The organism is Ferdinandcohnia sp. SAFN-114, assembly GCF_059415045.1.
In genome coordinates, this window is record NZ_JBPFDQ010000004.1 from 28175 (window position 1) to 50251 (window position 22077).

Annotated in this window: 23 protein-coding genes, 1 pseudogene and 1 other annotated feature; of the genes and pseudogenes, 7 read left to right on the plus strand and 17 right to left on the minus strand. The window is 38.3% G+C overall.

Translation table 11 applies throughout. The features are described 5' to 3' along the window. Positions 1 to 886: 886 nt before the first annotated feature. Complete coding sequence (nagE, locus tag ACR65M_RS02145) at positions 887 to 2332, minus strand: N-acetylglucosamine-specific PTS transporter subunit IIBC (protein ID WP_121448450.1); 1446 nt, start codon at positions 2330 to 2332, stop codon at positions 887 to 889. Positions 2333 to 2650: 318 nt separating this feature from the next. Here nagE and ACR65M_RS02150 point away from each other — a divergent pair, with 318 nt between their 5' ends. Next, entirely contained in the window at positions 2651 to 2800 is a 150-nt protein-coding gene (locus tag ACR65M_RS02150; protein WP_440272423.1) for a hypothetical protein, read from the plus strand. Between the two features lie 73 nt (positions 2801 to 2873). Here ACR65M_RS02150 and kynB read toward each other — a convergent pair whose 3' ends face one another. Further along, positions 2874 to 3503 (minus strand): arylformamidase, encoded by a 630-nt coding sequence (kynB, locus tag ACR65M_RS02155; protein ID WP_440272452.1) that lies wholly within the window; start codon positions 3501 to 3503, stop codon positions 2874 to 2876. A 171-nt stretch (positions 3504 to 3674) separates the two neighbouring features. On the opposite strand from kynB, the gene ACR65M_RS02160 reads away from it, so the two are divergent. After that, a complete protein-coding gene (locus tag ACR65M_RS02160) occupies positions 3675 to 4511 on the plus strand; it encodes a CAP domain-containing protein (protein WP_440272424.1) in 837 nt (278 codons plus the stop codon). An 80-nt stretch (positions 4512 to 4591) separates the two neighbouring features. Here ACR65M_RS02160 and tyrS read toward each other — a convergent pair whose 3' ends face one another. From tyrS to ACR65M_RS02175, 3 genes are all read right to left on the minus strand, one after another. Then, the gene (gene tyrS / locus ACR65M_RS02165) at positions 4592 to 5836 is read right to left on the minus strand and encodes a tyrosine--tRNA ligase (RefSeq protein WP_440272425.1); all 1245 of its coding nucleotides are present in this window, start codon (positions 5834 to 5836) and stop codon (positions 4592 to 4594) included. Between the two features lie 277 nt (positions 5837 to 6113). After that, positions 6114 to 6337: a binding site (T-box leader), on the minus strand. A 120-nt stretch (positions 6338 to 6457) separates the two neighbouring features. Next, a complete protein-coding gene (locus tag ACR65M_RS02170) occupies positions 6458 to 6877 on the minus strand; it encodes a GreA/GreB family elongation factor (RefSeq protein ID WP_341329705.1) in 420 nt (139 codons plus the stop codon). Positions 6878 to 7125: 248 nt separating this feature from the next. After that, positions 7126 to 7977 carry a VOC family protein gene (locus tag ACR65M_RS02175; protein WP_440272426.1) on the minus strand — a complete coding sequence of 284 codons (852 nt, stop codon included), beginning with the start codon at positions 7975 to 7977 and terminating at the stop codon, positions 7126 to 7128. 133 nt (positions 7978 to 8110) lie between these two features. On the opposite strand from ACR65M_RS02175, the gene ACR65M_RS02180 reads away from it, so the two are divergent. The 3 genes from ACR65M_RS02180 (at position 8111) to ACR65M_RS02190 (ending at position 9886) form a co-directional block, all read left to right on the plus strand. Then, complete coding sequence (locus tag ACR65M_RS02180) at positions 8111 to 8428, plus strand: winged helix-turn-helix transcriptional regulator (protein WP_341329703.1); 318 nt, start codon at positions 8111 to 8113, stop codon at positions 8426 to 8428. Positions 8429 to 8582: 154 nt separating this feature from the next. Next, the gene (liaG, locus tag ACR65M_RS02185) at positions 8583 to 9434 is read left to right on the plus strand and encodes a LiaG family protein (RefSeq protein WP_440272427.1); all 852 of its coding nucleotides are present in this window, start codon (positions 8583 to 8585) and stop codon (positions 9432 to 9434) included. A 50-nt stretch (positions 9435 to 9484) separates the two neighbouring features. Further along, complete coding sequence (locus ACR65M_RS02190; protein WP_440272428.1) at positions 9485 to 9886, plus strand: DUF6220 domain-containing protein; 402 nt, start codon at positions 9485 to 9487, stop codon at positions 9884 to 9886. Between the two features lie 50 nt (positions 9887 to 9936). Here the strand turns inward: ACR65M_RS02190 and ACR65M_RS02195 are convergent, their stop codons facing one another. Further along, entirely contained in the window at positions 9937 to 10779 is an 843-nt protein-coding gene (locus ACR65M_RS02195) for a polysaccharide deacetylase family protein (protein WP_440272429.1), read from the minus strand. A 192-nt stretch (positions 10780 to 10971) separates the two neighbouring features. Between ACR65M_RS02195 and ACR65M_RS02200 the strand changes: the two genes are divergently transcribed. Next, complete coding sequence (locus tag ACR65M_RS02200) at positions 10972 to 11718, plus strand: metallophosphoesterase family protein (protein ID WP_440272430.1); 747 nt, start codon at positions 10972 to 10974, stop codon at positions 11716 to 11718. Positions 11719 to 11866: 148 nt separating this feature from the next. Next, complete coding sequence (locus ACR65M_RS02205; RefSeq protein ID WP_165918242.1) at positions 11867 to 12034, plus strand: hypothetical protein; 168 nt, start codon at positions 11867 to 11869, stop codon at positions 12032 to 12034. A gap of 36 nt (positions 12035 to 12070) precedes the next feature. Here the strand turns inward: ACR65M_RS02205 and ACR65M_RS02210 are convergent, their stop codons facing one another. The 11 genes and pseudogenes from ACR65M_RS02210 to ACR65M_RS02260 form a co-directional block, all read right to left on the minus strand. Beyond that, positions 12071 to 12913 (minus strand): SAM hydrolase/SAM-dependent halogenase family protein, encoded by an 843-nt coding sequence (locus ACR65M_RS02210; RefSeq protein WP_440272431.1) that lies wholly within the window; start codon positions 12911 to 12913, stop codon positions 12071 to 12073. A 145-nt stretch (positions 12914 to 13058) separates the two neighbouring features. Beyond that, positions 13059 to 13365, minus strand: a pseudogene (locus ACR65M_RS02215) (response regulator); the annotation flags it as partial. A 109-nt stretch (positions 13366 to 13474) separates the two neighbouring features. Next, positions 13475 to 14038 carry an undecaprenyl-diphosphatase gene (locus ACR65M_RS02220; protein WP_440272453.1) on the minus strand — a complete coding sequence of 188 codons (564 nt, stop codon included), beginning with the start codon at positions 14036 to 14038 and terminating at the stop codon, positions 13475 to 13477. A gap of 122 nt (positions 14039 to 14160) precedes the next feature. After that, on the minus strand, positions 14161 to 15612 hold the full coding sequence (gene cls, locus ACR65M_RS02225) for a cardiolipin synthase (protein WP_341333459.1): 1452 nt from the start codon (positions 15610 to 15612) through the stop codon (positions 14161 to 14163). 202 nt (positions 15613 to 15814) lie between these two features. After that, entirely contained in the window at positions 15815 to 16672 is an 858-nt protein-coding gene (locus tag ACR65M_RS02230) for an MBL fold metallo-hydrolase (RefSeq protein WP_440272432.1), read from the minus strand. 263 nt (positions 16673 to 16935) lie between these two features. Continuing rightward, positions 16936 to 17226 carry a DNA-binding protein gene (locus ACR65M_RS02235; protein ID WP_440272433.1) on the minus strand — a complete coding sequence of 97 codons (291 nt, stop codon included), beginning with the start codon at positions 17224 to 17226 and terminating at the stop codon, positions 16936 to 16938. A gap of 28 nt (positions 17227 to 17254) precedes the next feature. Beyond that, complete coding sequence (locus tag ACR65M_RS02240; RefSeq protein WP_341329695.1) at positions 17255 to 18493, minus strand: ABC transporter permease; 1239 nt, start codon at positions 18491 to 18493, stop codon at positions 17255 to 17257. Beyond that, a complete protein-coding gene (locus ACR65M_RS02245) occupies positions 18486 to 19412 on the minus strand; it encodes an ABC transporter ATP-binding protein (RefSeq protein ID WP_440272434.1) in 927 nt (308 codons plus the stop codon). The genes ACR65M_RS02240 and ACR65M_RS02245 overlap by 8 nt, the downstream gene beginning before the upstream one ends. A 155-nt stretch (positions 19413 to 19567) precedes the next feature. Continuing rightward, positions 19568 to 20050, minus strand: coding sequence for a DUF1189 family protein (locus ACR65M_RS02250; RefSeq protein ID WP_440272435.1), 483 nt, complete (start codon positions 20048 to 20050; stop codon positions 19568 to 19570). 85 nt (positions 20051 to 20135) lie between these two features. After that, on the minus strand, positions 20136 to 20591 hold the full coding sequence (locus ACR65M_RS02255; protein ID WP_341333458.1) for a flavin reductase family protein: 456 nt from the start codon (positions 20589 to 20591) through the stop codon (positions 20136 to 20138). 162 nt (positions 20592 to 20753) lie between these two features. After that, positions 20754 to 21599: a 2OG-Fe(II) oxygenase gene (locus ACR65M_RS02260; RefSeq protein ID WP_440272436.1), complete on the minus strand. Its 846-nt coding sequence runs from the start codon at positions 21597 to 21599 to the stop codon at positions 20754 to 20756. Positions 21600 to 22077: the final 478 nt, after the last annotated feature.

The following is a 22077-nucleotide window of genomic DNA, read 5'->3' on the forward strand; positions in this document are numbered from 1 at the left end:
GCAGCTACGTTCTGTCCGAAGATGAGCTAGCTTCAGACATGCAAGAGCATTTTCATCGCCGTTGAGTCCGAAGTTATACTGACTTCAGACAAACACGGGCTTTTGCAGCTACATTCTGTCCGAAGATGAGCTAGCTTCAGACAAACAAAGGCTTTTTCTGCTCAGTTCTGTCCGAAGGTGAGCTGGCTTCAGAAAAGAAGAGGCTTTTTTAGCGTGGTTGAGTCCGAAGTCGAGCTTACTTCAGACAAGCAGAGGCAGTTTCATCGCCGTTGAGTCCGAAGTTATGCTGAATTCAGACACACAAGGGCTTTTGCAGCTACGTTCTGTCCGAAGATGAGCTAGCTTCAGACATGCAAGAGCATTTTCATCGCCGTTGAGTCCGAAGTTATGCTGACTTTAGACAAACACGGGCTTTTGCAGCTACATTCTGTCCGAAGATGGGCCTACTTCAGACAAGAAAAGGCATATTCAGCTCAGGTCTGTCCGAAGGTGGGCCTACTTCAGACAAGCAGAGGCATTTTCATCGCCGTTGAGTCCGAAGTTATGCTGACTTCAGACACACAAGGGCTTTTGCAGCTCCGTTCTGTCCGAAGATGAGCTGGCTTCAGACAAACAAGGGCAGTTTAAGCGCAGGTCTGTCCGAAGGTGAGCTTACTTCAGACAAGATAAGGGCTTTTTCTGCTCAATTCTGTCAGAAGTTACTCTATTCAGACAAGCGAAGGTATGCCCAAGAAGAATGTGTCCGAAGTGACTTTCCCTTAAGCAAATAACAGTTTCTTAAAAAATAAAAGCGTGAATTCGTATGTGAATTCACGCTAAAAGTGTATTGAAATATACCGTTTTGGAACTCTGACCCGTCCAACTTAGGAAAGCCTCTTTTTCATTCTTATTTCTCTTTACGAATTTTATGGACTTCATCTGCAACGAATTGAACGTTTGTTCCTACAATAACTTGAATACTGTTTTTACCAACAATATTGATTCCAGGAACCCCTGTTGCTTTAATTTTTTTCTGATCAACTTTATCCATGTCTTTAACTTCTAAACGCAAGCGAGTTACACAGTTATCAACCGATGTTACGTTCTCATCTCCACCTAAACCTTCATAGATTTGAGCGGCCATACTAGCGAATCTTGATTTACCATCTGACTGTGTAGTTGTTTCGGTAATTTCCTCATCTTCACGACCAGGTGTTTTAAGATTAAATTTAACAATTAGGAAACGGAATAGCACATAATAAATAACCGCTATGATAAGTCCCTGTACTAGTAGCATCCATGGTTGGTTTGCGATTGGGTTTCGAAGACTTAGGAAAAAGTCAACAAAGCCTGCACTAAATGCAAAACCAGCAGTCCAGTGGAATGTAGCTGCCACAAATAAAGAAATACCGGTTAATGCAGCATGCACCACATATAATCCTGGTGCTAAGAACATGAATGCAAATTCTAATGGTTCGGTAACACCAGTGAAGAATGCCGCGAAAGCCGCTGCCATTAGTAATGATGCTGCTTGTTTCTTTCTTGTGGATTTTGCTGTATGGTACATCGCAAGAGCTGCGGCTGGCAAACCAAACATCATAACTGGGAAGAATCCGGCTTGATATCTACCAGTAATACCTTTTTCGCCAGCACCACTTAAGAAATTATTTATATCATTAATACCTGCTACATCAAACCAGAATACGGAATTTAATGCATGGTGAAGACCAGTTGGAATTAGAAGTCTGTTAAAGAATCCATATAATCCGGCACCTACTGCACCTAAATCAAGAATACCTTTACCAAACGCAACTAATCCTGAGTAAATAACTGGCCAAACAAATAACAACACAAGTGATGCTACTAGCATTGCAACAGATGTTAGAATTGGAACAAGTCTTTTTCCACTAAAGAATGCTAGTGCGTCAGGTAATTGTACATCACTGAAACGATTGTACATGATGGAAGCAATAATACCTGAGATAATCCCAATAAATTGGTTTTGAATTTTTCCAAATGCTGCATTTACCTCAGTTGGATCAACCCCTTGAAGCATTGCCACCGTATTTGTAGCAAGTAAGGTTGTGACTGTTAGGTATCCCACTAACCCACTTAATGCAGCGGAACCGTCTTTATCTTTCGACATTCCTAATGCGACACCTACTGCAAAGAGTATCGACATGTTGTCAATGATGGCTCCTCCTGCTTTTATTAAGAAAGCTGCTATCGGACTTCCCCCACCCCATCCTTGTGGGTCAATCCAATAACCGATCCCCATCAAGATAGCCGCTGCAGGCAATACTGCAACCGGTAACATTAATGAACGACCAAGTTTTTGAAGATATTTCATCATGATGATTTCCTCCTTTATTTTTGTGATTTTCTGCTATTCTTCGGTTTTAACTATTAATATTTCAAGAATGATTTCATTATGTTTAACGCTTACACGTTAGTGTAACCAAAGGATAGTCAGATTAATTACTGCAACTCATTTTATCACCGGGCTGTGTAGTTGTCTATACCACTCCTAAAAGTTGTTTTACATCAAATATTTCGATTATTCAAATGAAAATCCTCACTTTTATCTACCAGAATATTACTAAAGGTGTATAGAAGTTGAAATTTATATATATTAAACTGAGGATAAGCATTAATTAGGAGGTAGTATTCCATGAAATTGGGTGATAAAGTCGTTTATAAAAACGATTTGTATGAAGTTTTGTACGTTTATGAAAATGGAATGTATGAGATCAAACAAATGGAATTACTATTTAAGGTAGAGCTTGTTAATAGGAATGAGCTCATACCTGCTGCTTGTTAAACCCGCTTGTTTTTCCTCCATTTAGAGGTTTAAAAAATCCATTGTTCTTATGACAATGGATTTTTCTTTATTCCTAAAACTTCTTCAAAACCGCACGAACCGGACTACCGTCAGCACCCTCAATTGGGAGTGGCAGCGCAATTAATTCATAATCTCCAGGTTCTACATGTTCTAAGATGATTCCCTCAAGTATATTGATTCCATGCTTATGCAATTGATGATGAGCCTGTAAATCTTTACTATCTAATTGATCGACAGAAGGAGTGTCCACTCCAATCAATTTAATCCCTTTTTCAGCCAAGTAAAATGCAATTTCTGGATTTACACTTGTAATGGCGGTAGGAAATCGGTCCCGATTTTTCCATGAATTTGTACGTATTAAGAGCCGTTTAACACCAGATAAGTCAAACCTTTTTAAATCCTCAATCTCGATTTCCTTTTTTTCTGACACCTCAATAACTCTTGCTTTTCCTACATATAAGTCAAGGTCTAGTTCATGCACCTTTTTCCCTTCATTGTCAAAGTGAAATGGAGCATCAATATGAGTTCCAATATGAGTACTTGTTGTGATTTGTCCGACATTTACTGTTGAAGCTTCTTCAATGGACCATGTAAGAGTGTAGTTAAATGGGGTATCATTTGGCCACTCTTGTGTTGTATGACTTAAAGGCTGAGAAATATCAATGATTTTCATTGCTTTCACCTCTTGGATTTTGTATTTGCTTTCTTCCTTTATTTTAATGGAAGTTGATACTTTCGTTAAGGTGTACGATGGCTTTTTGCCAATCCGATTCTCTTTTATTACCACCAATACTTTCGCTACTGCAGAGCAAAATATAAAAGTAAATCGAATCATGCTAAGGAGGAATTCACATTGCAAAGATTTACAAAAACAGGTATCGCAATTCTTGGCTCTGCAATGCTTTTAATGTCCGCATGTAACAATAATAACGACAATGCTGCAGATGACAATAACCGTTCAGCAAACGTTGAAAGTGTGAATAACGGCTATATCATTAAACAAGACCGTCCCTATCGCACGACAATGTCAAGTGATAGATATCCACATACTACAAGCGTACAACATGCAAGAGGAGAACAACAGTATTCTCGATTTATCAATAAAAAAATTGTTGTTCGTACTCCTGACGGTACAAACGCAATTCCAAACGATTTTAATCGTTTTATAGGTGGTAATGGAAATAATGCTGTACCAGCACCGAATAATAATGTAACTCCGGCGCCTGATTACCCAGCAGGTGACACAGCGCCTGAACAAAACCGTCAGCCTGCAACCCAGCAGCCTGCTCCTGCCCCAGCCCCTGCAGCTGGAATTAGTAATTTTGAAAGACAGGTTATTGACCTTACGAATGCACAGCGTACGAAAAATGGCTTATCTGCTCTTAAAGCCGATACATCATTAAGTAAAGTTGCGAAAACAAAAGCTAATGATATGCAACAAAAAAATTATTTCTCTCATACAAGTCCGACTTACGGATCTCCGTTTGATATGATGAGGGATTTCGGTGTATCGTACAAGACAGCAGGTGAAAATATCGCAAAAGGACAAGCATCACCTGAGGCAGTAGTAAACGCTTGGATGAACAGTGAAGGACACCGTAAAAACATCCTAAATCCAAACTTTACTCATATCGGAGTTGGGCACCAAACTAGCGGTAACTACTGGTCACAAATGTTTATTGGAAAATAAAGAGAGAATCCCTGACTTAACGGGGTGCTCTTAAAAAAAAACGGGGCTGACATCTATGGATGTCGCCCCGCTTTTACTTGTTATTTATTAATTTTTACAAACTTACGTTTTCCGACTTGAACAATCATGTCGTTTGTTATTTCAAGCTCTAGATGTATATCTTCGACTTTTTCGCCATTTAGTTTGACTCCACCATTTTGGATCATTTTTCTAGCTTCTCCTTTAGACTTTTGTAAATCCAATTGAACAAGTAAATCAATGATCGAAATATTATTTTCTCCTGACCAAATTACTTCTGGAATATCGTCTGGAATGACACCTTTTTGAAAGACTGTCTTAAAATGTTCTTCTGCCTGTTGAGCTGCATCCTCACCATGGTACATTCTTACAATTGTTCTTCCAAGAAGCATTTTTGCATCACGTGGGTGTAGAGTGCCATTTTCTATTTTAGCCTTGATTTCATTCTTTTCTTCCAAAGCAAGGTCTGTCACTAAATCAAAGTATTTGGCCATCATTTCATCCTGAATGGACATTGTTTTGCCATACATATCATTTGGTGCCTCATCCACACCAATGTAATTACCTTTTGACTTAGACATTTTTTCAACGCCATCAAGTCCTTCTAATAGTGGAAGAAGAATCACAACCTGCTTTTCTTTACCAAAATGCTCTTGTAAATGTCTTCCCATTAACACGTTGAAATGCTGGTCATTTCCACCTAGTTCAATGTCACTTTCAAGGGCAACAGAGTCATACCCCTGCATAAGTGGGTAGAAAAATTCATGAAGAGAAATTGGCTTTCCTGTTTCTAAACGCTCAGAGAAGTCATTCCTTTCAAGTAAACGAGCAACCGTAATACTTGCCGCTAAGTTAATAATATCCTCAAAATTTAGCGTTGATAGCCATTTGGAATTATAATGAAGCTCAACCTTCTCCATGTCTAATACTTTTCCAAATTGTTCAAAATATGTTTTCGCATTATGTTTCACTTCTTCATCTGTCAATTGTTTACGGGCAACAGATTTTCCAGTTGGGTCCCCAATTTTCCCTGTAAAGTCACCGATTAAAAGCTGGATCACATGACCATTTTCCTGGAATTGTTTTAATTTATTTAATACCACTGTGTGTCCCAAGTGAACATCTGGCGCTGATGGGTCAAGCCCGAGCTTCACTTTTAATGGCTGGTTGGTCACAATCGACTTTGCAATTTTTTGTTTTAATTCATGTGCTGGGACAACCTCTTGTACCCCATTTGTGTAAATAGCAAATTGTCTTACCAGTTCTATTTTTTGTTCGCCTGTTAACTGTTCAATAAAATTCTCCATTTGGTTTCCCTCCGGTTTGTTCATTTACTAAAATTATTTCTAGGTTTTTCTTTCATATCTGTTGCCGCTTTTGTCTGTGTCATGCAGCCTCAGAGCTATTTCAGCCTATTCTTAGACCACTTTTGTCCACGACACACCGCCTCAAAGACATTCAAACCTAAATTCAAACTTCTTTTGTCTTCGAGACATCCTCTCAAAGACATTTCGTACAAATCTTGACCTACCTTTGTCCGTGATCACCAATAATCTGATGAAAACACAAAAAACCACGCCCCTAAAAAGGGACGTGGTTGCACGCGGTACCACCCTTGATTGAAGATATGTATCTTCCGCTTCATTCGAATAACGGCTCGTCCGTTCTTTGCTAATTTTCACTAAATATGAGTTCACAAAGAAAGCTCAAGGAGGTAATTCACATTTATCTTTGTTCCGGTTTTCACCAACCACCGGCTCTCTAATACAGGGAGATAAGCTGCTACTGATTCCTATCATCACTTTACTATTCAATATAAAGGCTATTTTAACGAATAATTCACTATTTAACAAGCAAAAATCCACTTCCGTTTTATACGCATATAAAGGGAAGTGGATTGTAAGCGCTTAATTATATTTTCAACACTATTACTGCAAAATTAAATTTCCTGCAAATGCTATATCTTGGATCATCACCGGAAGGCCACCCGCTGGTGTACTCAGCAATACTTTGTCGCCTACTTTACACAATAACAATTGTCTTCCAACCGGAGATAAAAATGAGATACATCCTGTATCCGGGTCAGATTGTTTCGGTAAACATATATAATAATCCTCTGTATCGTCTTCTCCATCAAACATAACCGTTACCTTTGTTCCAATAAAAACCTTAGGTATGGGTTCTACCGCACCACTATCCACATAGCTTTTAAGTTCATTGACATAAGAACTAAAGAACGTCCGATTCCTTTCATTAAATGGTGTGGAGGATGAATAGAGATTGTTTAATTCTGGCAAGTTTTGGTCGATATACTGGAGCTGATCATTAAAATAATCCTTATGGCTCATAGTAGATATCCTCCTTGCTAGGATCAAACACTCTGCAAAATTTCATTTTCACCTTCATTTTTGTTTCCCCTTCCCTTTTTTATATAAAAATATAGGCCTTCCTTATACAAAGAAAGGCCTACCACACATTTCCAATTATACCATATCCATTCCTACAAAACTAGCAACCTAGTAGTTGTTCAGCTGTATCTTTTGTCACCCTAATAAAAAAGTAGCTACCCGAAGATAGCTACTTTATCCATTGTCACCTATGCAACAATAAGTTTTATTTTATTTTCAGAAGGATCTTTTGTTACCATGACTCCATCTTCTTCTTGGACATATGCCCCAATTTTCTTTAGGTTTTCAATGGTTGTTTGTAATGCATTTTCGGTTGGTAATACAAGTGTAAACCGCTTAATCCCTGCACTATTTTCAGATGGCGCAGGTGCCCCTACACCATTCCATGTATTTAGACCAATATGGTGATGATACCCGCCTGTTGAGATAAACAATGCCATCCCTCCGTAGCGAGTTACAACATCAAAACCAAGACCTTTGGTATAGTATTCCTCTGTCTTTGCTAGTTCAGATACATGCATGTGAATATGACCCATGACCGTTTCTTCTGGAAGTCCGGTCCATTTTTTGCCATTCGCAGCAGCCAGTACACCTTGCCCATCAAGAGGCTCTGTCACCATTTTCACTTCGCCATTTGACCATTCCCATTCTGTATCAGGGCGGTCTGCATAAATTTCAATGCCATTTCCATCTGGATCATCTAAATAGAGGGCTTCGCTCACTGCGTGATCAGACGCGCCAATTGGTATATTATTTTGGACTAAATGATAAAGTACTTTTCCAAGCTCTGCACGGGATGGTAAAAGCAATGCAAAATGGTAAAGTCCTGTACGACGCGGTTCCTTAGGAACTATGTTTTCAGGCTGTTCGATTGATAACAATGCTGTTTTCCCATCTGCAGTTAAAAGCGCCTTTCTACCCGATTGTTCTAATACCTTAAATCCAATTATATTTTGATAAAACGTTAAGGAACGCTGTAAGTCGGTTACTTTTAATTCTACAAGCTCTACAAATGTATATGGTGGGCGTTGATATTTCATATTTTATGCCTCCTAAATTTTGCATTACTGACTTACTTTATGTAAGTAATTATATTTTCGTAATTAAATTATGTCAAGTAAGTTTATAATTTCTTACAATACGCTATAATATAGAAATAGGGGTGAGGGAAATATGGATTCAAGTGTAATTTGTCCTAAATTTGAAAAAGCTATGAGTTTACTTGGCCAACGCTGGACAGGACTCGTGATTTATCAACTTCTTTCAGGTCCACAGCGTTTCTGTACAATTGAATCATCGATAGGAATTAGTGGAAGAGTTCTTTCAGAAAGACTCAAAGATCTTGAGAATCAAGGTATTGTAAAAAGGCATGTGTACCCAGAAACCCCTGTACGCATTGAATATTCGTTAACCGAAAAAGGGCGGGCCTTAAAACCTTTGATGGATGAAATTCAAAAATGGTCGCAGGACTGGGTTAAAATAGAATCATAAATCACCAACGTAGAGCAGATTGTATTAGAAGCAATCTGCTTTTTTCTTTTAATACGCCTCAGGTCCTAATTAAAAATATATCGGTGGTGCGTTACTTAATTCTTAATCCTCTTTTAAGATAGGGTTAGAATAAATGATAAAGGCAGGTTAGAAAATGAAGAAAATCTTAATTATATTTTTCATTCTTATTGGGGCTTATCTCGTAATGACAAACCTCTACCGAATTCCTGGACTTCCTTTTGGGAATTCTGGAGACTCAGCTAAGGTTACGGAAAGAATTGATGAAATCGAAATTGATATAACATCAATCAGTACGACGGTCATCCCTGACAATCGTGATGACGTAAAAGCAGAGTTAAAAGGTAAAGGTGAAGTTCATGTTACAAAAAGCGGTGACTCAATAGAAGTCACATATGAACGTGGATTCTTCAACTGGAGCTGGTTCCCTTTCTTTGACAATACGAAACTCACCGTCTATATCCCGGAAGACTTTGAAAAAGAACTCTCACTAAGAGTAGGATCTGGCCATTTAGAATTCGATGGTTCACCTATGAAAATGAACGAACTCTCAACCGAAGTCCAATCTGGAAATGTACGTTTGGAAAACCTTTCTGCTGAACACTTTACACACAATGTAGCTTCTGGAAATTCTAGAATTAAGAATCTTACAACAAAAAGTGGTGAAATTGATGTTCGTTCCGGGAATGTAACCATTGATGAATATGAGGGAAAACTTGAAGCTGAAGTGCGTTCTGGACGATTAAAAGCAAGCCTTTCAAAACTTACTGATTCGATTAAAGCAGATGTTCGATCCGGCTTACTTGACCTTGACTTACCAAATGATGCTGATTTTACATTAGAGGGTAAAGCAAATAGCGGCTACATTTCTAATGATTTTTCCCTTGATGAATCCACAAGAAATAAAGGCAGCATTGAAGGTAAACATGGTGCAGGTACCTATGATGTGAAAATTGAAGTGAGTAGCGGAAAAGTGGACATCAGATAATGCAAAGCGCTCGAATACGGGCGCTTTTCCTAAGGAAGGAGGTTTTACGAATGGAACAATCTACACCATCTACTCGAATCCGAATTGGACGAGGAATTTACTTCTTATTTGCCGCAATTTTTGCCCTATTCATTATCGGACAAGTATTTTCAGCTGGGATGGCCATTTTTGTAGGCGCCGAAAATTGGTTGAAACATACAACACTTGTTCATATTTTTGGTTTTAATATACTTGTTCTTATGCTGATTGCAGCTTTCGTTGGAAAATTGCCTCGGTGGGGGTATGGATATGTAATTGGACTTGCAGTACTCGTCTTCGGTATGTATTTTAGCGCAAACTTTACAAGGGTTGCACCGTGGGTTGGGGCCTTGCATCCCGTCTTGGCAATGGTCTTATTCATAGTATCCGTTAGTGTTGTTATCGATACGTGGAAATTAATTATGAAAAAATAGATAAAAAGAATCGTAGGTTTCATACAGATTGGTCCCTACGATTCTTCCCTCTATTGATAGGCTGGTTGGCCAAGCAAAGTTTCTAAATCCACTATTTCATAGCCCTGCTCTTGTAATTCCTCAATGATACGTGGTAAGGCCTCATATGTATCGTACTCATCAGAGTCTGTGTGCATGAGTATGATGTCACCGTTTCGAATGTTTGAAAATACATTGGAGTATATGACATCCGTACTTCTTTGAGCCCAATCAAGTGAATCAATTGACCAGATAATGATTGAGACATTATTTTCTTTTGCTACCTCTACCACCAATTCATTTGTTGAGCCGTACGGCGTTCTTACCAATGCGGGCTCTTTACCTATGATCTCTTCAATCGCAGTCCCTGCCATTTCTATTTCATTACGAATTTCAACTTCGGACAACTTATCTAATTGAACATGATGGTAGCTATGACTTAAAACAAGATGCCCCTTTTCATAGGCTTCTTTCACTACCTCTGGATGCTTCTCGGCTTCACTTCCCAGAAAGAAGAAATTCCCCTTGACTCCATAATTATCCAAAACCCCAATCACAGCTGATGTCACCGTACTATCTGGCCCATCATCAAACGTTAAAGCCACTTGTTTTTTATTAGGACCATTGATATACACATTTTCTTGAGTTTTTGAGAATTCAATAATCTCTTCCCGCCATTTTTGCATGGACGCTACGGTCTTTTTTTCTAGGTAAGGAGATTCCCCTTTTATTTCAAGAAGGTATTCATTTTTCCAGGATGAATCAACAGAAAATCTTGCGTTCGGAATCGTTTCTTCTTTCTGTTCAATGTTGTGATTCCCGTATGCAACTCCCCCAACTTCCTTCATTTCTTGAGATGAACAAGAAGTTAACATAAAAACCAAACATATCATACATAATAAAAACACCCTTTGAACCATGACAGCGCTCTCCCCCTTTTCTTCATTCTAAACAGACAAAACATATATGGAAAGAATATTTAGTAATTTTAGCTAATTTAATAATGACAAAATTTTCAATCTATTTTATTATTAGATTAGTATAACTAAAACCAAGGGGGCCTTAGCATGAGCATTGCGCTCATTTCCGATATACACGGAAATATGACAGCACTAGAAGCTGTCTTGGAACATATAAAAGCTCGTGAAATCAAGACCATCATTTGTCTTGGAGACCTTGTAGGAAAAGGGCCAAACTCAGCCGCCGCGGTTGACCGGATACAAAACGTGTGTGAGGTTGTGCTTTTGGGAAATTGGGATGACTTTATTCAAAATGAACATCCTGATGACGGAATTAGATGGCACCGAAATCAGCTTGGTAAAGAACGCCTTTCATACTTAGGAACCCTTCCCTTTCATTTTGATTTTTATATGAGTGGGAAATACATTCGGTTGTACCATGCCTCTGCAAAAAGCGTCCACCACCGTGTTGTCCCCATGATTCATTCCGACGAGGAGAAAAGGGCAATGTTTGATCACACTGAATGGATTATTCCTTTAGAGGAAAAGACACCAGACATTATTGGTTTCGGAGATATTCATGCTGCCTTGATTGAACCAATGAATACAGAGCAAACTCTATTAAATGTAGGAAGTGTCGGTAACCCGCTTGATACGACACAAGCAACCTTTGCAATTCTTCACGGGGAATATCAATCAAAGGAAGTCGCACCTTTTTCAATCGAAATTGTTCGTGTTCCCTATGACATTGAAAAAGAATTACGTATTGCTGCCGAAATGGGAGTGCCGTACTTTGATAAGTATGCTTTAGAGCTTAGAGAAGCAGTTTATCGAGGGGCGCCAAAAAAGAAATAAAAACCAATTCATCAAACTTGCACAAGACAAAATTTTCAAGGTAAAATAATATAAAATAATAATTTTACACGTATAGTTTTCATAATTATGGGATATAATGTTTTTATTTTAATGCCTCTAAATATAAAAACCTGAGAGGGGAATTGCCATGACTACCAATAATGAATCCAAAAAAGAGATCGCGGTTAATTCAACTGTCCAGTTAAAAGGGATAGTAAAAGCAATATTTAATGATTCCATCCATGTACAAATCGGAGGAAAAATCATTACGCTTCCCGCTTCAAACTTATTAAAGCAAAACAAGCCTTTAACATAATACGCAAAAAACACCGTTCATTACCTGAACGGTGTTTTAATTTGTTTTACGGATTTTAATTTTCCATTCTGCACCAGTACCAATTTTAAATTTTTCAGCAAAGGACTCCTGATTAAGGGCAACTCCTATTTTGTCTAAAGAATTTACATAGAGTAGAGGATCCCCAAGTTCACTGTCGGCGAAAGAACGTCCATATTTCATCGTACTTTTATATACTTTGCTTCCTTTACGATCAATGATGACTTCGAAGAAATCACCATACCTATTACTAAGTTGATTAAAAAGGGATTTGTCAATATTGGTCCAAAGGTTACCAAAGCGGACATCCAGGATATCAATATTTCCAATAATTGTGTTATTATCAATTTCCACTTCAAAAATAGGCAATTCCACCAAGGACTCTACCGGAACTGTTGGCCCAACCTCTTCATAGGTGATAACTCGAGAAGCAAGTCTAGCCCCTGTATAGGCATAAACATCCCTTCCATGAAAGGTGTATGATTCACCTGAAAATGGAAGACGATTTTTACTTTCATCAATCATTCTCACTTCTTTAATTCCAAAGTTCTGTTTGATATGAGTGATTGTTCCGTTATCAGGTGTCACAATATATTGGTTCGTCTCAGTCTGCACCACGATGCTTAAACGATCAGACCCAACACCTGGATCCACGACAGAAACAAAGACAGTCCCTTCCGGCCAATACTTTATGGTCTGAAATAGTCGATAAGAGCCTTCCCAGATATTAAATGGCGATATGTCATGGGTTAGATCAAAGATCGGTAGCGCTGGGTGAACCGATAAAGCAACACCATACATTGCACTTACAGCCCCATCACTCTTTCCAAAATCGGTCTGCAATACTAAATGATTATTCATACCTATTCCTCCATTATTGTAATAGTCTATCCTGGGAAGTCACAAAGTATAGTAGTCTTTGTAAAAAAATGCCTGTCGCAATTCTCCATCAGTAACAGGCAAAACTTATTGTATTGAATTAGGTTCTACATCATAGACTTTTTCAAATTTCGCATATAAATGGTTTTGTAATATAATCGTCTGACCCAATTTCGAGCGCCATTACTTGATCCATTTTTCCATCACGTGCTGATAATATTGGGCAAGTCGACTTACTGCGAATCTGATGACACCAATAATAGCCGTCAAACCTTGGCAAGTTTACATCTAAAAGAACAAGATGTGGAGTAAACTCCTCAAAACTCAGATAATACCGATTCAAACTTCTCAACTACTTTTGTTTCGAAACCAAATCGTTGCGTATGCTCTTAAAGCAAACGAACCAACTGACGGTCATCTTCAACAATGATTATTTAAAACATACGTTTCTCCTCCACCACTATGCTATCTTAAATTTTATAGAATAAGGAAATTAAAGGAAAGCACGAAAAAGAATTGGCCCCTCAAGGAACCAATTCCTTATTAAAAGTCTTTTTCTTTTGTTATCGGAAGCTCAAGTTGCTCTTTTCGATTTCGTAATTTGAGCTTTGATACAGTCACGAATAAAAGATACGCTGAAAGCATGGCTAAAATTGCTGCTACGATAATATCTCCGGGATAATGTACCCCCACCCAAATACGTGAAAAACCGACTAAGCATGCAAGTGCCATCCAAAGATATCTTCCAGGTTTTTTAAACAAGAAAAAAGTAAAACAAACCGCAAAAAAGATCATCGTATGGTCACTTGGGAATGAATTATTGACAGCTTTTTCAATCAGTTGATTGACATTTGGCAGTTCAGCGAAAGGCTGATTATTGGAATGAAATATTCCCGCCACTCTTCCTAGTAGTACTGCAACCCCTACCGAAAGCATAGCACTAACCGCCATGATACGGTTTTGTGAGCCTTTTATTAAGTAATACACTACAGCTAGGATAAGGACATACAAGGTATAACTCGCTATATAAATCATTGGCTGATTTAATAACGGTAACTCCTCGCTTAACCCATTAATTTTGTAAAACACTTCTGTATTCATATCCATTAAATTCAAAGAAACTCCCCCCCGAATAAATCCTACCTTAATATTAGGCAATTGAAAATATAAAAAAATCGATGCAACTTACACTTCATTTCAAAGTTGTAAGACACATCGATCATTTTACACTATAGGATTGGAGATAGAAGTCTTGATATGGATTCTTTGAATTTAATATTAACGCCTCTTTTTCCGTATTCATCAAATGTCAGTAATTTAGAAAGCTTTATGTCTTCTTTGAAAATAGCTGTCAACTCTTTAGAAATATTTTCATCATATAAAAATGCATTGACCTCAAAGTTTAGCCTAAAGCTTCTTACGTCAATATTCGCTGTACCAACTGAAGAAATTTCTTCGTCAACAACAAGTGTTTTTGAATGAATAAAGCCATTGCTGTAAATATAGACATTTGCTCCAACCGGTAGCAATTCTCCGATATGCGAGATGGTAGCCCAATAAACGAATGGATGGTCCGGTTTATCAGGAATCATGATGTTCACTTCAACTCCTGAAAGACATGCCACCCTAAGTGCATCAAGCAGGCTTTTATCTGGAATAAAGTATGGCGTCTGCATATAAATCGATTTTTTCGCTGAATAGATCATTTTGATATACGCATTCTTAATCTGCTCAAACTCCGAATCCGGCCCGCTTGTAACAATTTGAATCCCGACATTGCCTAACCTGACATTTTCAATCGGAAAAAGTTCTGGATCATACATGATATCATAATCACGTGATGCTTGATTCCAGTCTAAAATGAAGCGAGCCTGCATGGTGTCAACAGCATTACCCCTTATGCGTAAATGTGTATCTCGCCAATATCCAAACCTCGTATTCAAACCTAGATACTCATCACCAACATTGAATCCACCTACGTATCCAATCTTTCCATCAATAATGACCAATTTCCGATGGTTTCGAAAATTCATCCGTAAATTTATAAACCGTAGCTTCGAAGGGAAAAAGACCTCGACTAGACCTCCCGCCTCACGAAACTCTTTAAAAAAACGTTTCGTTAATGTTCTAGATCCTAGCTCATCATAAAGAACGCGGACCATAACACCTTCTTTAACCTTCTTGGTTAAATGCGCGATTAGTTTTCGACCAAGGTTATCATTTTTAATAATATAATATTGCAAATGAATGGATTCCTTTGCGTCCTCAATATCTTGAAATAAGCGCCTGAATTTTTGTTGCCCATCTGTAAAAACTTCCACAACATTGTTTTTTGTGAACAAGGCCTGATCATTTTTAAGATTCATATAAATGAGGTCTTGATTATCCTTTGTAACATGATTATTAAAGAGGAATTTTTGTGTACGTATCAGTTCTTTTTGTTTTTCTAGAACTTCTTCAATCCCGCTTTTCTTTAAATCATCCCATTGAAAGAGATGGTCGCGTGTTAAATTTCGACCTAATAGTAAATACAAAATGAAGCCTGCTACTGGTATAAAGAAAAGTACTAATAACCATGCCCAAGTTGAACTGGCATCTCTTCTTTCACGAAAGATAACAACTACGGCAAAAACAATGTTTAAGACCATAACCAACCCTAATAATAACGAAGAGATATTCACCATATTCCCCTCTCTCACCAAATCATTCTACTTTAAAATATACTATATAAAAGATTGTTTATGAAACAATTAACTTATTCCGGGACAGATGGACAGGTTCCTTGTCCCACCAATTTTTATCTAGGATTGGGACAATGGACCTGTCCCCGTGTCCCAGCTAAGTGTAAGAAACCTGGCTTTTTTAGACAGCCAGGTTTCCTTTCTAATGGATATTTTTATCTACATAGCGGCCATAGTCCGGAATTGCAATTTGGTCAAAGTCTTTAACTAGTCTTGTTAAGGATTCTTTTAGCAGTTCGCCAGTTATCGGCAAACCATGTCCCGTAATGGCAACACTTGGTTCTAATTTAGCTAGTGTTTCAACAGATTTCTTCGCTGCCTGCCAATCAGTTGTTAAATATCTCGGAGGGCCGCTAATTTCCAATTCTTGGGTAAACACCTTATATAAGTACTCTTGCTTCACAGTCACAAATGCATCACCCACGATAAGAGCGCGATCCTTTTCTCGGAAAAAGGATACATGGCCCGGTGCATGGCCTGGCGTATGAATCCAACGAAATTCTGGCAAATGAGGAACGGTTCCGTCCTCTGGCAGCTTTTCCACATGACTGCCTAACTGAATTGGCTCATTCGGAAATAACGGTGATATTTTCGCCACCATTCCCCCTTCAACCGACGAGTCTGGTTCAGGATAGCTTGTTCGCCCTGTTAAAAATGGCATTTCCAACTCATGAGCGTAAACAGGGACATTCCAATGTTCAACTAATTCAATGATTGCACCGACATGATCAAAATGGCCATGAGTTAAGATAATCGCCTTCGGTCGACTCTTTTTGCCAAAGCGTTCCTCACATACAGCAATTATTTCCTCCGCTGAACCCGGCATTCCTGCATCTACAATCACATAATCTGATGTACCAGGCTCACCCACTAGTATAAAGTTTACGATTTGGATGGTATGAGAATAAATATCCGATACTACCTGTATTCCAACCCCACTGCCAATCGAAGTGGCAGGGATAAACTTATAATCACTTCCGTACTGCATGTCCTTTTCCATTAGGATCCTCCTTACACATTCGCCTAGTGATAGTGTTTCACAGGATTGGGAATTTATTTATCCCGCATTAGCGGGCAGTATATCCACACTAAAAATTTAGTGAAAACATAGAAGTTCAAACGGGAAAACTGTCCGTAAAAGCCTATCACAGAGCAAAGACTAAGAGCGCCGCGGTCTGTGGCAAACCTTTGTGACACACATCCTATGCGCCTCAGCTAACAATCAGCGGGCCATAAAGAAACCTATCGAGAAGGACCTTTGAGCTATTCACCCAGGTTTGATAACCATTGCTTTAATTTACTCTTCGGGTAATACACTGTACCATTTATTACAACATGAGGAATATTTGGATATTCCTTCACTAATTCTTTGGCGTCTTCTTTAGATACTCCAATATGATACGCGATATCTTTTTCTTTAATCAGTTCGTATAAATCATCTTCTTCAAGCTTATCCATTACACTCTTCGCTTCAGGATTTTTAAAATTTTTCAAACCATCACCGATGAAGTATCCTGCGACTGCAATGCCTATGCCCAAAAATAAAAGATCCATTTTCACACCCCTCTTTTTAGTATTTCACTTAGGAACGAATCCACTTCCAAATTTCCTTCGGAGTTGCATTTTTCCCGTACATAAGAATACCTGTTTTGAAGATCTTCCCTGCGAGTTTCATAAATAGCCATATACTCACAATTAAAATGACTAAAGAAATAACAATTTCAATCCACGGCCATTCCTCTAAAAACGTGAGACGCAATAATAACACACCCGGAGCTGTAAACGGGATATAGGTTCCAATTTGTGCAATTAGACCACTTGGATCGCTAATTACTGGCCCAATAAATACAAAAGGTAGAAATGGCAGCATCATAACCATACCTTGAAAGTTTCCTGCTGACGACATATCAGCCATCGTTGCGCCAACACCTACAAACAGCGCAGCAAATAAGAGATACCCTAAAATTGCAATTAAAACATATAATAAAATCTCTGGTCCCACTAAGTAGTCAAAAATAGGTATATCCAGCTTCCAAAGTGCAATCGGTATTCCAAAGCCAAGAAATACAACAGCTTGAATCATACCCAATATAAAGTATCCGATAATCTTTCCTTGCATCAACTCAGCTGCAGTAAGGGACGATAATACAATTTCCGCAACCTTGTCTTTCTTCTCTTGAGATGCACTTTGAAAAATGTACATTCCTGAAAAAATAATTGAAAGTAGAATAATTCCTGCAAACGCGCCTGGTATAATGCGTTCAAGAGGATCCGTTCCTACTAAGTTAGACTCCTCTTCAGCAGTTTCCTCTGTTTCATCAATGAGTTTTTCTTCAAACGTTAGCTGTTTCGAGAATGCTGCTAATTGTTCTTCTGTAAGCCCGAGTTTTTTCATTTGTAAGGTCTTTAGTGGAACCTCTAATACTTGAACCTGATTCATAAAATATGGACTTATTTCTTCACTTGTATGAACAGGAACCACTCCATTTTCAAATCCCTCCTGCTCGAACACGATATACGCTGTATTTTCTGCCTCTTTCAGTACTTCTAGGATTTCTTCGTACCCTATTTCTGTTGTTTCGAGTTCCCAATTCAGATCATGTGCGGCGACTGTTTCTTCTATGACATCAGTAACTCCAAGCTCATCACTGATTAAAACACGTGTCGAAACTTCTTCTTCGGGCTCTGATCCGCCAAAAATACTTCCTAAGAACATAAAAGCTAAGAATAAAACAGGAGTTAAAAATAAGCCAATCAAAAAGGACTTATTTCTCAAATTTCTTTTTACTTCCCATTTGGCTACTTTCATGGCATTACGCATCTATCGCAACCTCCTCTCGCAGCATGTTCTTATCCGTTGCAATATCAATAAATATTTCATGAAGGGAGATTCGATCAATGGATAACTCATTGATCTCCAGTTGCTCCGGTAAATGCTTTAACCAACTTGCAACATTAACATCCTTTGTCAGGTACAAGATTGATGTTTCCTCCTGTTGTTCTACCCGTTGAACCTCAGGAAGGCCATGCAGAATTTCCAAATTGTTCTTACCGCGAATGGTACATTTAAAATTGGCATATTCTTTCTTTACATTATCCATCGATCCATAGATGACCTTTTGTCCACGGTGAATCAGAAATAACCGATCACACATTTCCTCAACTAGATTCATTTGATGAGAGGATAATAGAATCGCAGTGCCGTCTTTAGCCAGATTCCTAATCTCTTCTTTAAATAACTCTTGGCTTACTGGATCAAGTCCTGAAAATGGTTCGTCCAGAATGAGAAACTCAGGTTCATGTAAGATGGATGCAATAAATTGTACTTTTTGACCCATACCTTTTGATAGTTCCTCAACCGAAGAATTCTCTTTCCCCTCTAACCCGAATTTCTTCAAGTAGGTAAGAGCACGTTCCTTAGCCTTCTTAATGGGATAATCCTTTAATTCAGCCAAATATAGAAGAATATCCATTACCTTGACATTTTTATAAAGTCCACGTTCCTCTGGTAAATATCCGATTTTATTTCGAGGTATTTCCGTATGTCCTTGGAAAGTGATAGATCCTTCATCCGGATACATGATCCCCATGATATTCCTGATCGTGGTTGACTTCCCAGCGCCATTTGGACCAAGAATCGCCATAATTTCTCCTTTATAGACTTCAAATGAAACACCCTTTAGCACCTCTACATTTTTAAAAGACTTCTTTAAATAATCTACTTTCAGAAAAGCATCCATAATGATATTCCTCCTCCTTTATCAATCCCCTAGGACCGGCAAACAAATTGAAGACAAATCTCTTAATCTAACCCACTAAGTATGTACGATATTTCACACAAAAGGTTTCAAATATTTTCCTGTAACAAACAAAAAAGAACCGGCTCACCGGTTCTTTACTTATGCTTCTTTACTCGGCTCGGATAATGAAAAATCATCCGTAGAATCGTGTAAAATAACAATAAAAATATAATTGTATTCACAATCCAATGGGTACCAATCAGGATATTGGCAACCGCAAAAATGATAATTGGTTTTGTTAACGCAAACGCACACATCTTCCATAGAAATTGAAATTTCAAATGGCGATGTGTAACCTTACTGACTCCTACACCCGCTCCCGCTAAAGTCGAAATCCCTGCGATACCTAAAAAAAGCATTAAAAACGGGTAAAAAAGGAGGACTTGAATGATATAAATATTTTGAGGAATATCGCTTTCCTTATAGGAATCATCCAAAAGTAAGTTAATTTCAATTGGAAGTGCGACGATAAACAATAATAAAAGAAGGAAAAGAATTGTATTTCTCATTTCCAGCTTATTCAGACGTTTCATTGCTGCCTTATTCGGCAATCGCAAACTATCCATAAATGTTGACATGAGTTTCACATAAAGCCACTCGCTTCATTTAAGAGTTATTTTAACTTAAAGATACCTTTCCACATAAGGAAAGGTACCCACATGATTATTTATAAAACTCAGCAGGAATATTGCCGAATTTACGGTTGTGATAAAGAAGTGGCGGCTTATTATAATTTTCAATCTCTACCACTTCACCGATTAGGATTGTGTGGTCACCCGCTTCAATCGTCTTATGAGTTTTACAATGTAATACTCCCGAAGTTCCCTTAAGGATTGGAAGGTTGTTATCAGACATTTCCCATTCACAATTACCAAATCGATCTGTTCCCTTACTTGCAAATAGGGCACAGATATCTCCCTGATCCCCAGCTAATACATGAACCGCAAATTTATCCACATTTGTAAAAATATCGTAAGTTGATACTCGCTTATCAATTGACCATAAAATCAATAATGGATCTAATGAAACAGAGGCAAATGAGTTTACTGTGAGTCCAAGTGGTACTCCATTTTCATCCGTCGTCGTTACAACTGTTACACCCGTCGGATAATTCCCCATGACGTCTTTAAAAGTTTGTACTTTATCCAAAGTTCACACACCTTTCTATGCACTGACACACTTCATTTTAGAATTTTCAAAATCTCTAATTTCAGCTTACTTAAATTTATTAGTTTAACTATATCATGATTACAATGACAATTCTAATTGAATGCATTTCGTTTAGTGCCTATATATATTCCCTTGGCGAATCCATTTCGTTGCAACCCATTTTTCACCTTCGGATACGGGAATACTCGAATGAAGGGACATCCGGTCTACCTCACCCTTACTATTTCCATACTGAAAATAGACAGCAGATCCTTTCTTTGGAACAATCGAAACTCCAACCTTAGGAAAAACAGTTTCTCCTCCTGCAGGTACATCATTTAAATAGATGAGGAACGTCCCCACCCGCTGACCACCTTTAGCAGGGTCTACCTTACTTGGTGGAAAATAGTCAAAGTGACTTTTGTATTCCTCACCAATGCCATAATTCAGTACCTGTAGCCCTTCTCCATTTTCAATAGGAAACTCCGTTAATTCCGCAATTCTTTTTTCTACTTTTTTAATAAACTCATTTTCTCGCAAATAAAAATACATACCTTTGCTAGTTCGACCAGTAGCTGCTTTTTCTTCACCAGTCATTGGATCAATGACAGTTGAAGGCTTAAGGCGGTTTCGCGACATTTCAATCAACTGGTCACATTCCTCATAACTTAGGAAATTATCCAAATGTAAAATAAAAGGCTTTTCTACTTTTGAAAGGACCTTAATTTCACGGTCACTTGTATGTAAAGTACTTCCCTTTTTCGCGATTTCGGGCTGTTCATATTCATATGGAGCTTGCACACCTGGGGTGTTTATTGGTTTATTGCCAACGATTCGAAACAGAGTGGTATATGATAATTTAGGATCATAGCCTTTTCGAATCATTGCATCGACAATCGCTTCAGGGTTAACGCCACTGTTTAACGTATTAATAATCCAATCCATGAGTGCACCTGGAATTTTATTCACTTTCTCCATTTCTTCCTCTCCTTTATAGCCCTTTATTGAACGAAAGGGACAAGGAGTCCTATCTCTTCCGCTCTGTGTAATCCCTTACATTCTATTGTAATATATATAAGTCAAATTGTGGTAGCAATTACTTTATTTCCAGAGTTCTGTCGCAATTAGTGCTTCATTCTGACTCAATTCCTCCTTATTCCAGTGCTCGCTGTCGCAATCAACACTCTATTCCGACTCAATTCTGTCAATTTCCTGCTCTCGCTGTCGCGATCAGCACTCTATTCTGACTCAACTCTGCTGATTCCTACTCCCTCTGTCGCAAACAACACCTTATTCTGACTCAATTCTGCCATTTTCCTGTGCTCGCTGTCGCAATCAGCGCTCTATTCTGACTCAACTCTGTCAATTTCCTGCTCTCGCTGTCGCGATCAGCACTCTATTCTGACTCTCCTCTGCTGATTCCTACTCCCTCTGTCGCAAACAACACCTTATTCTG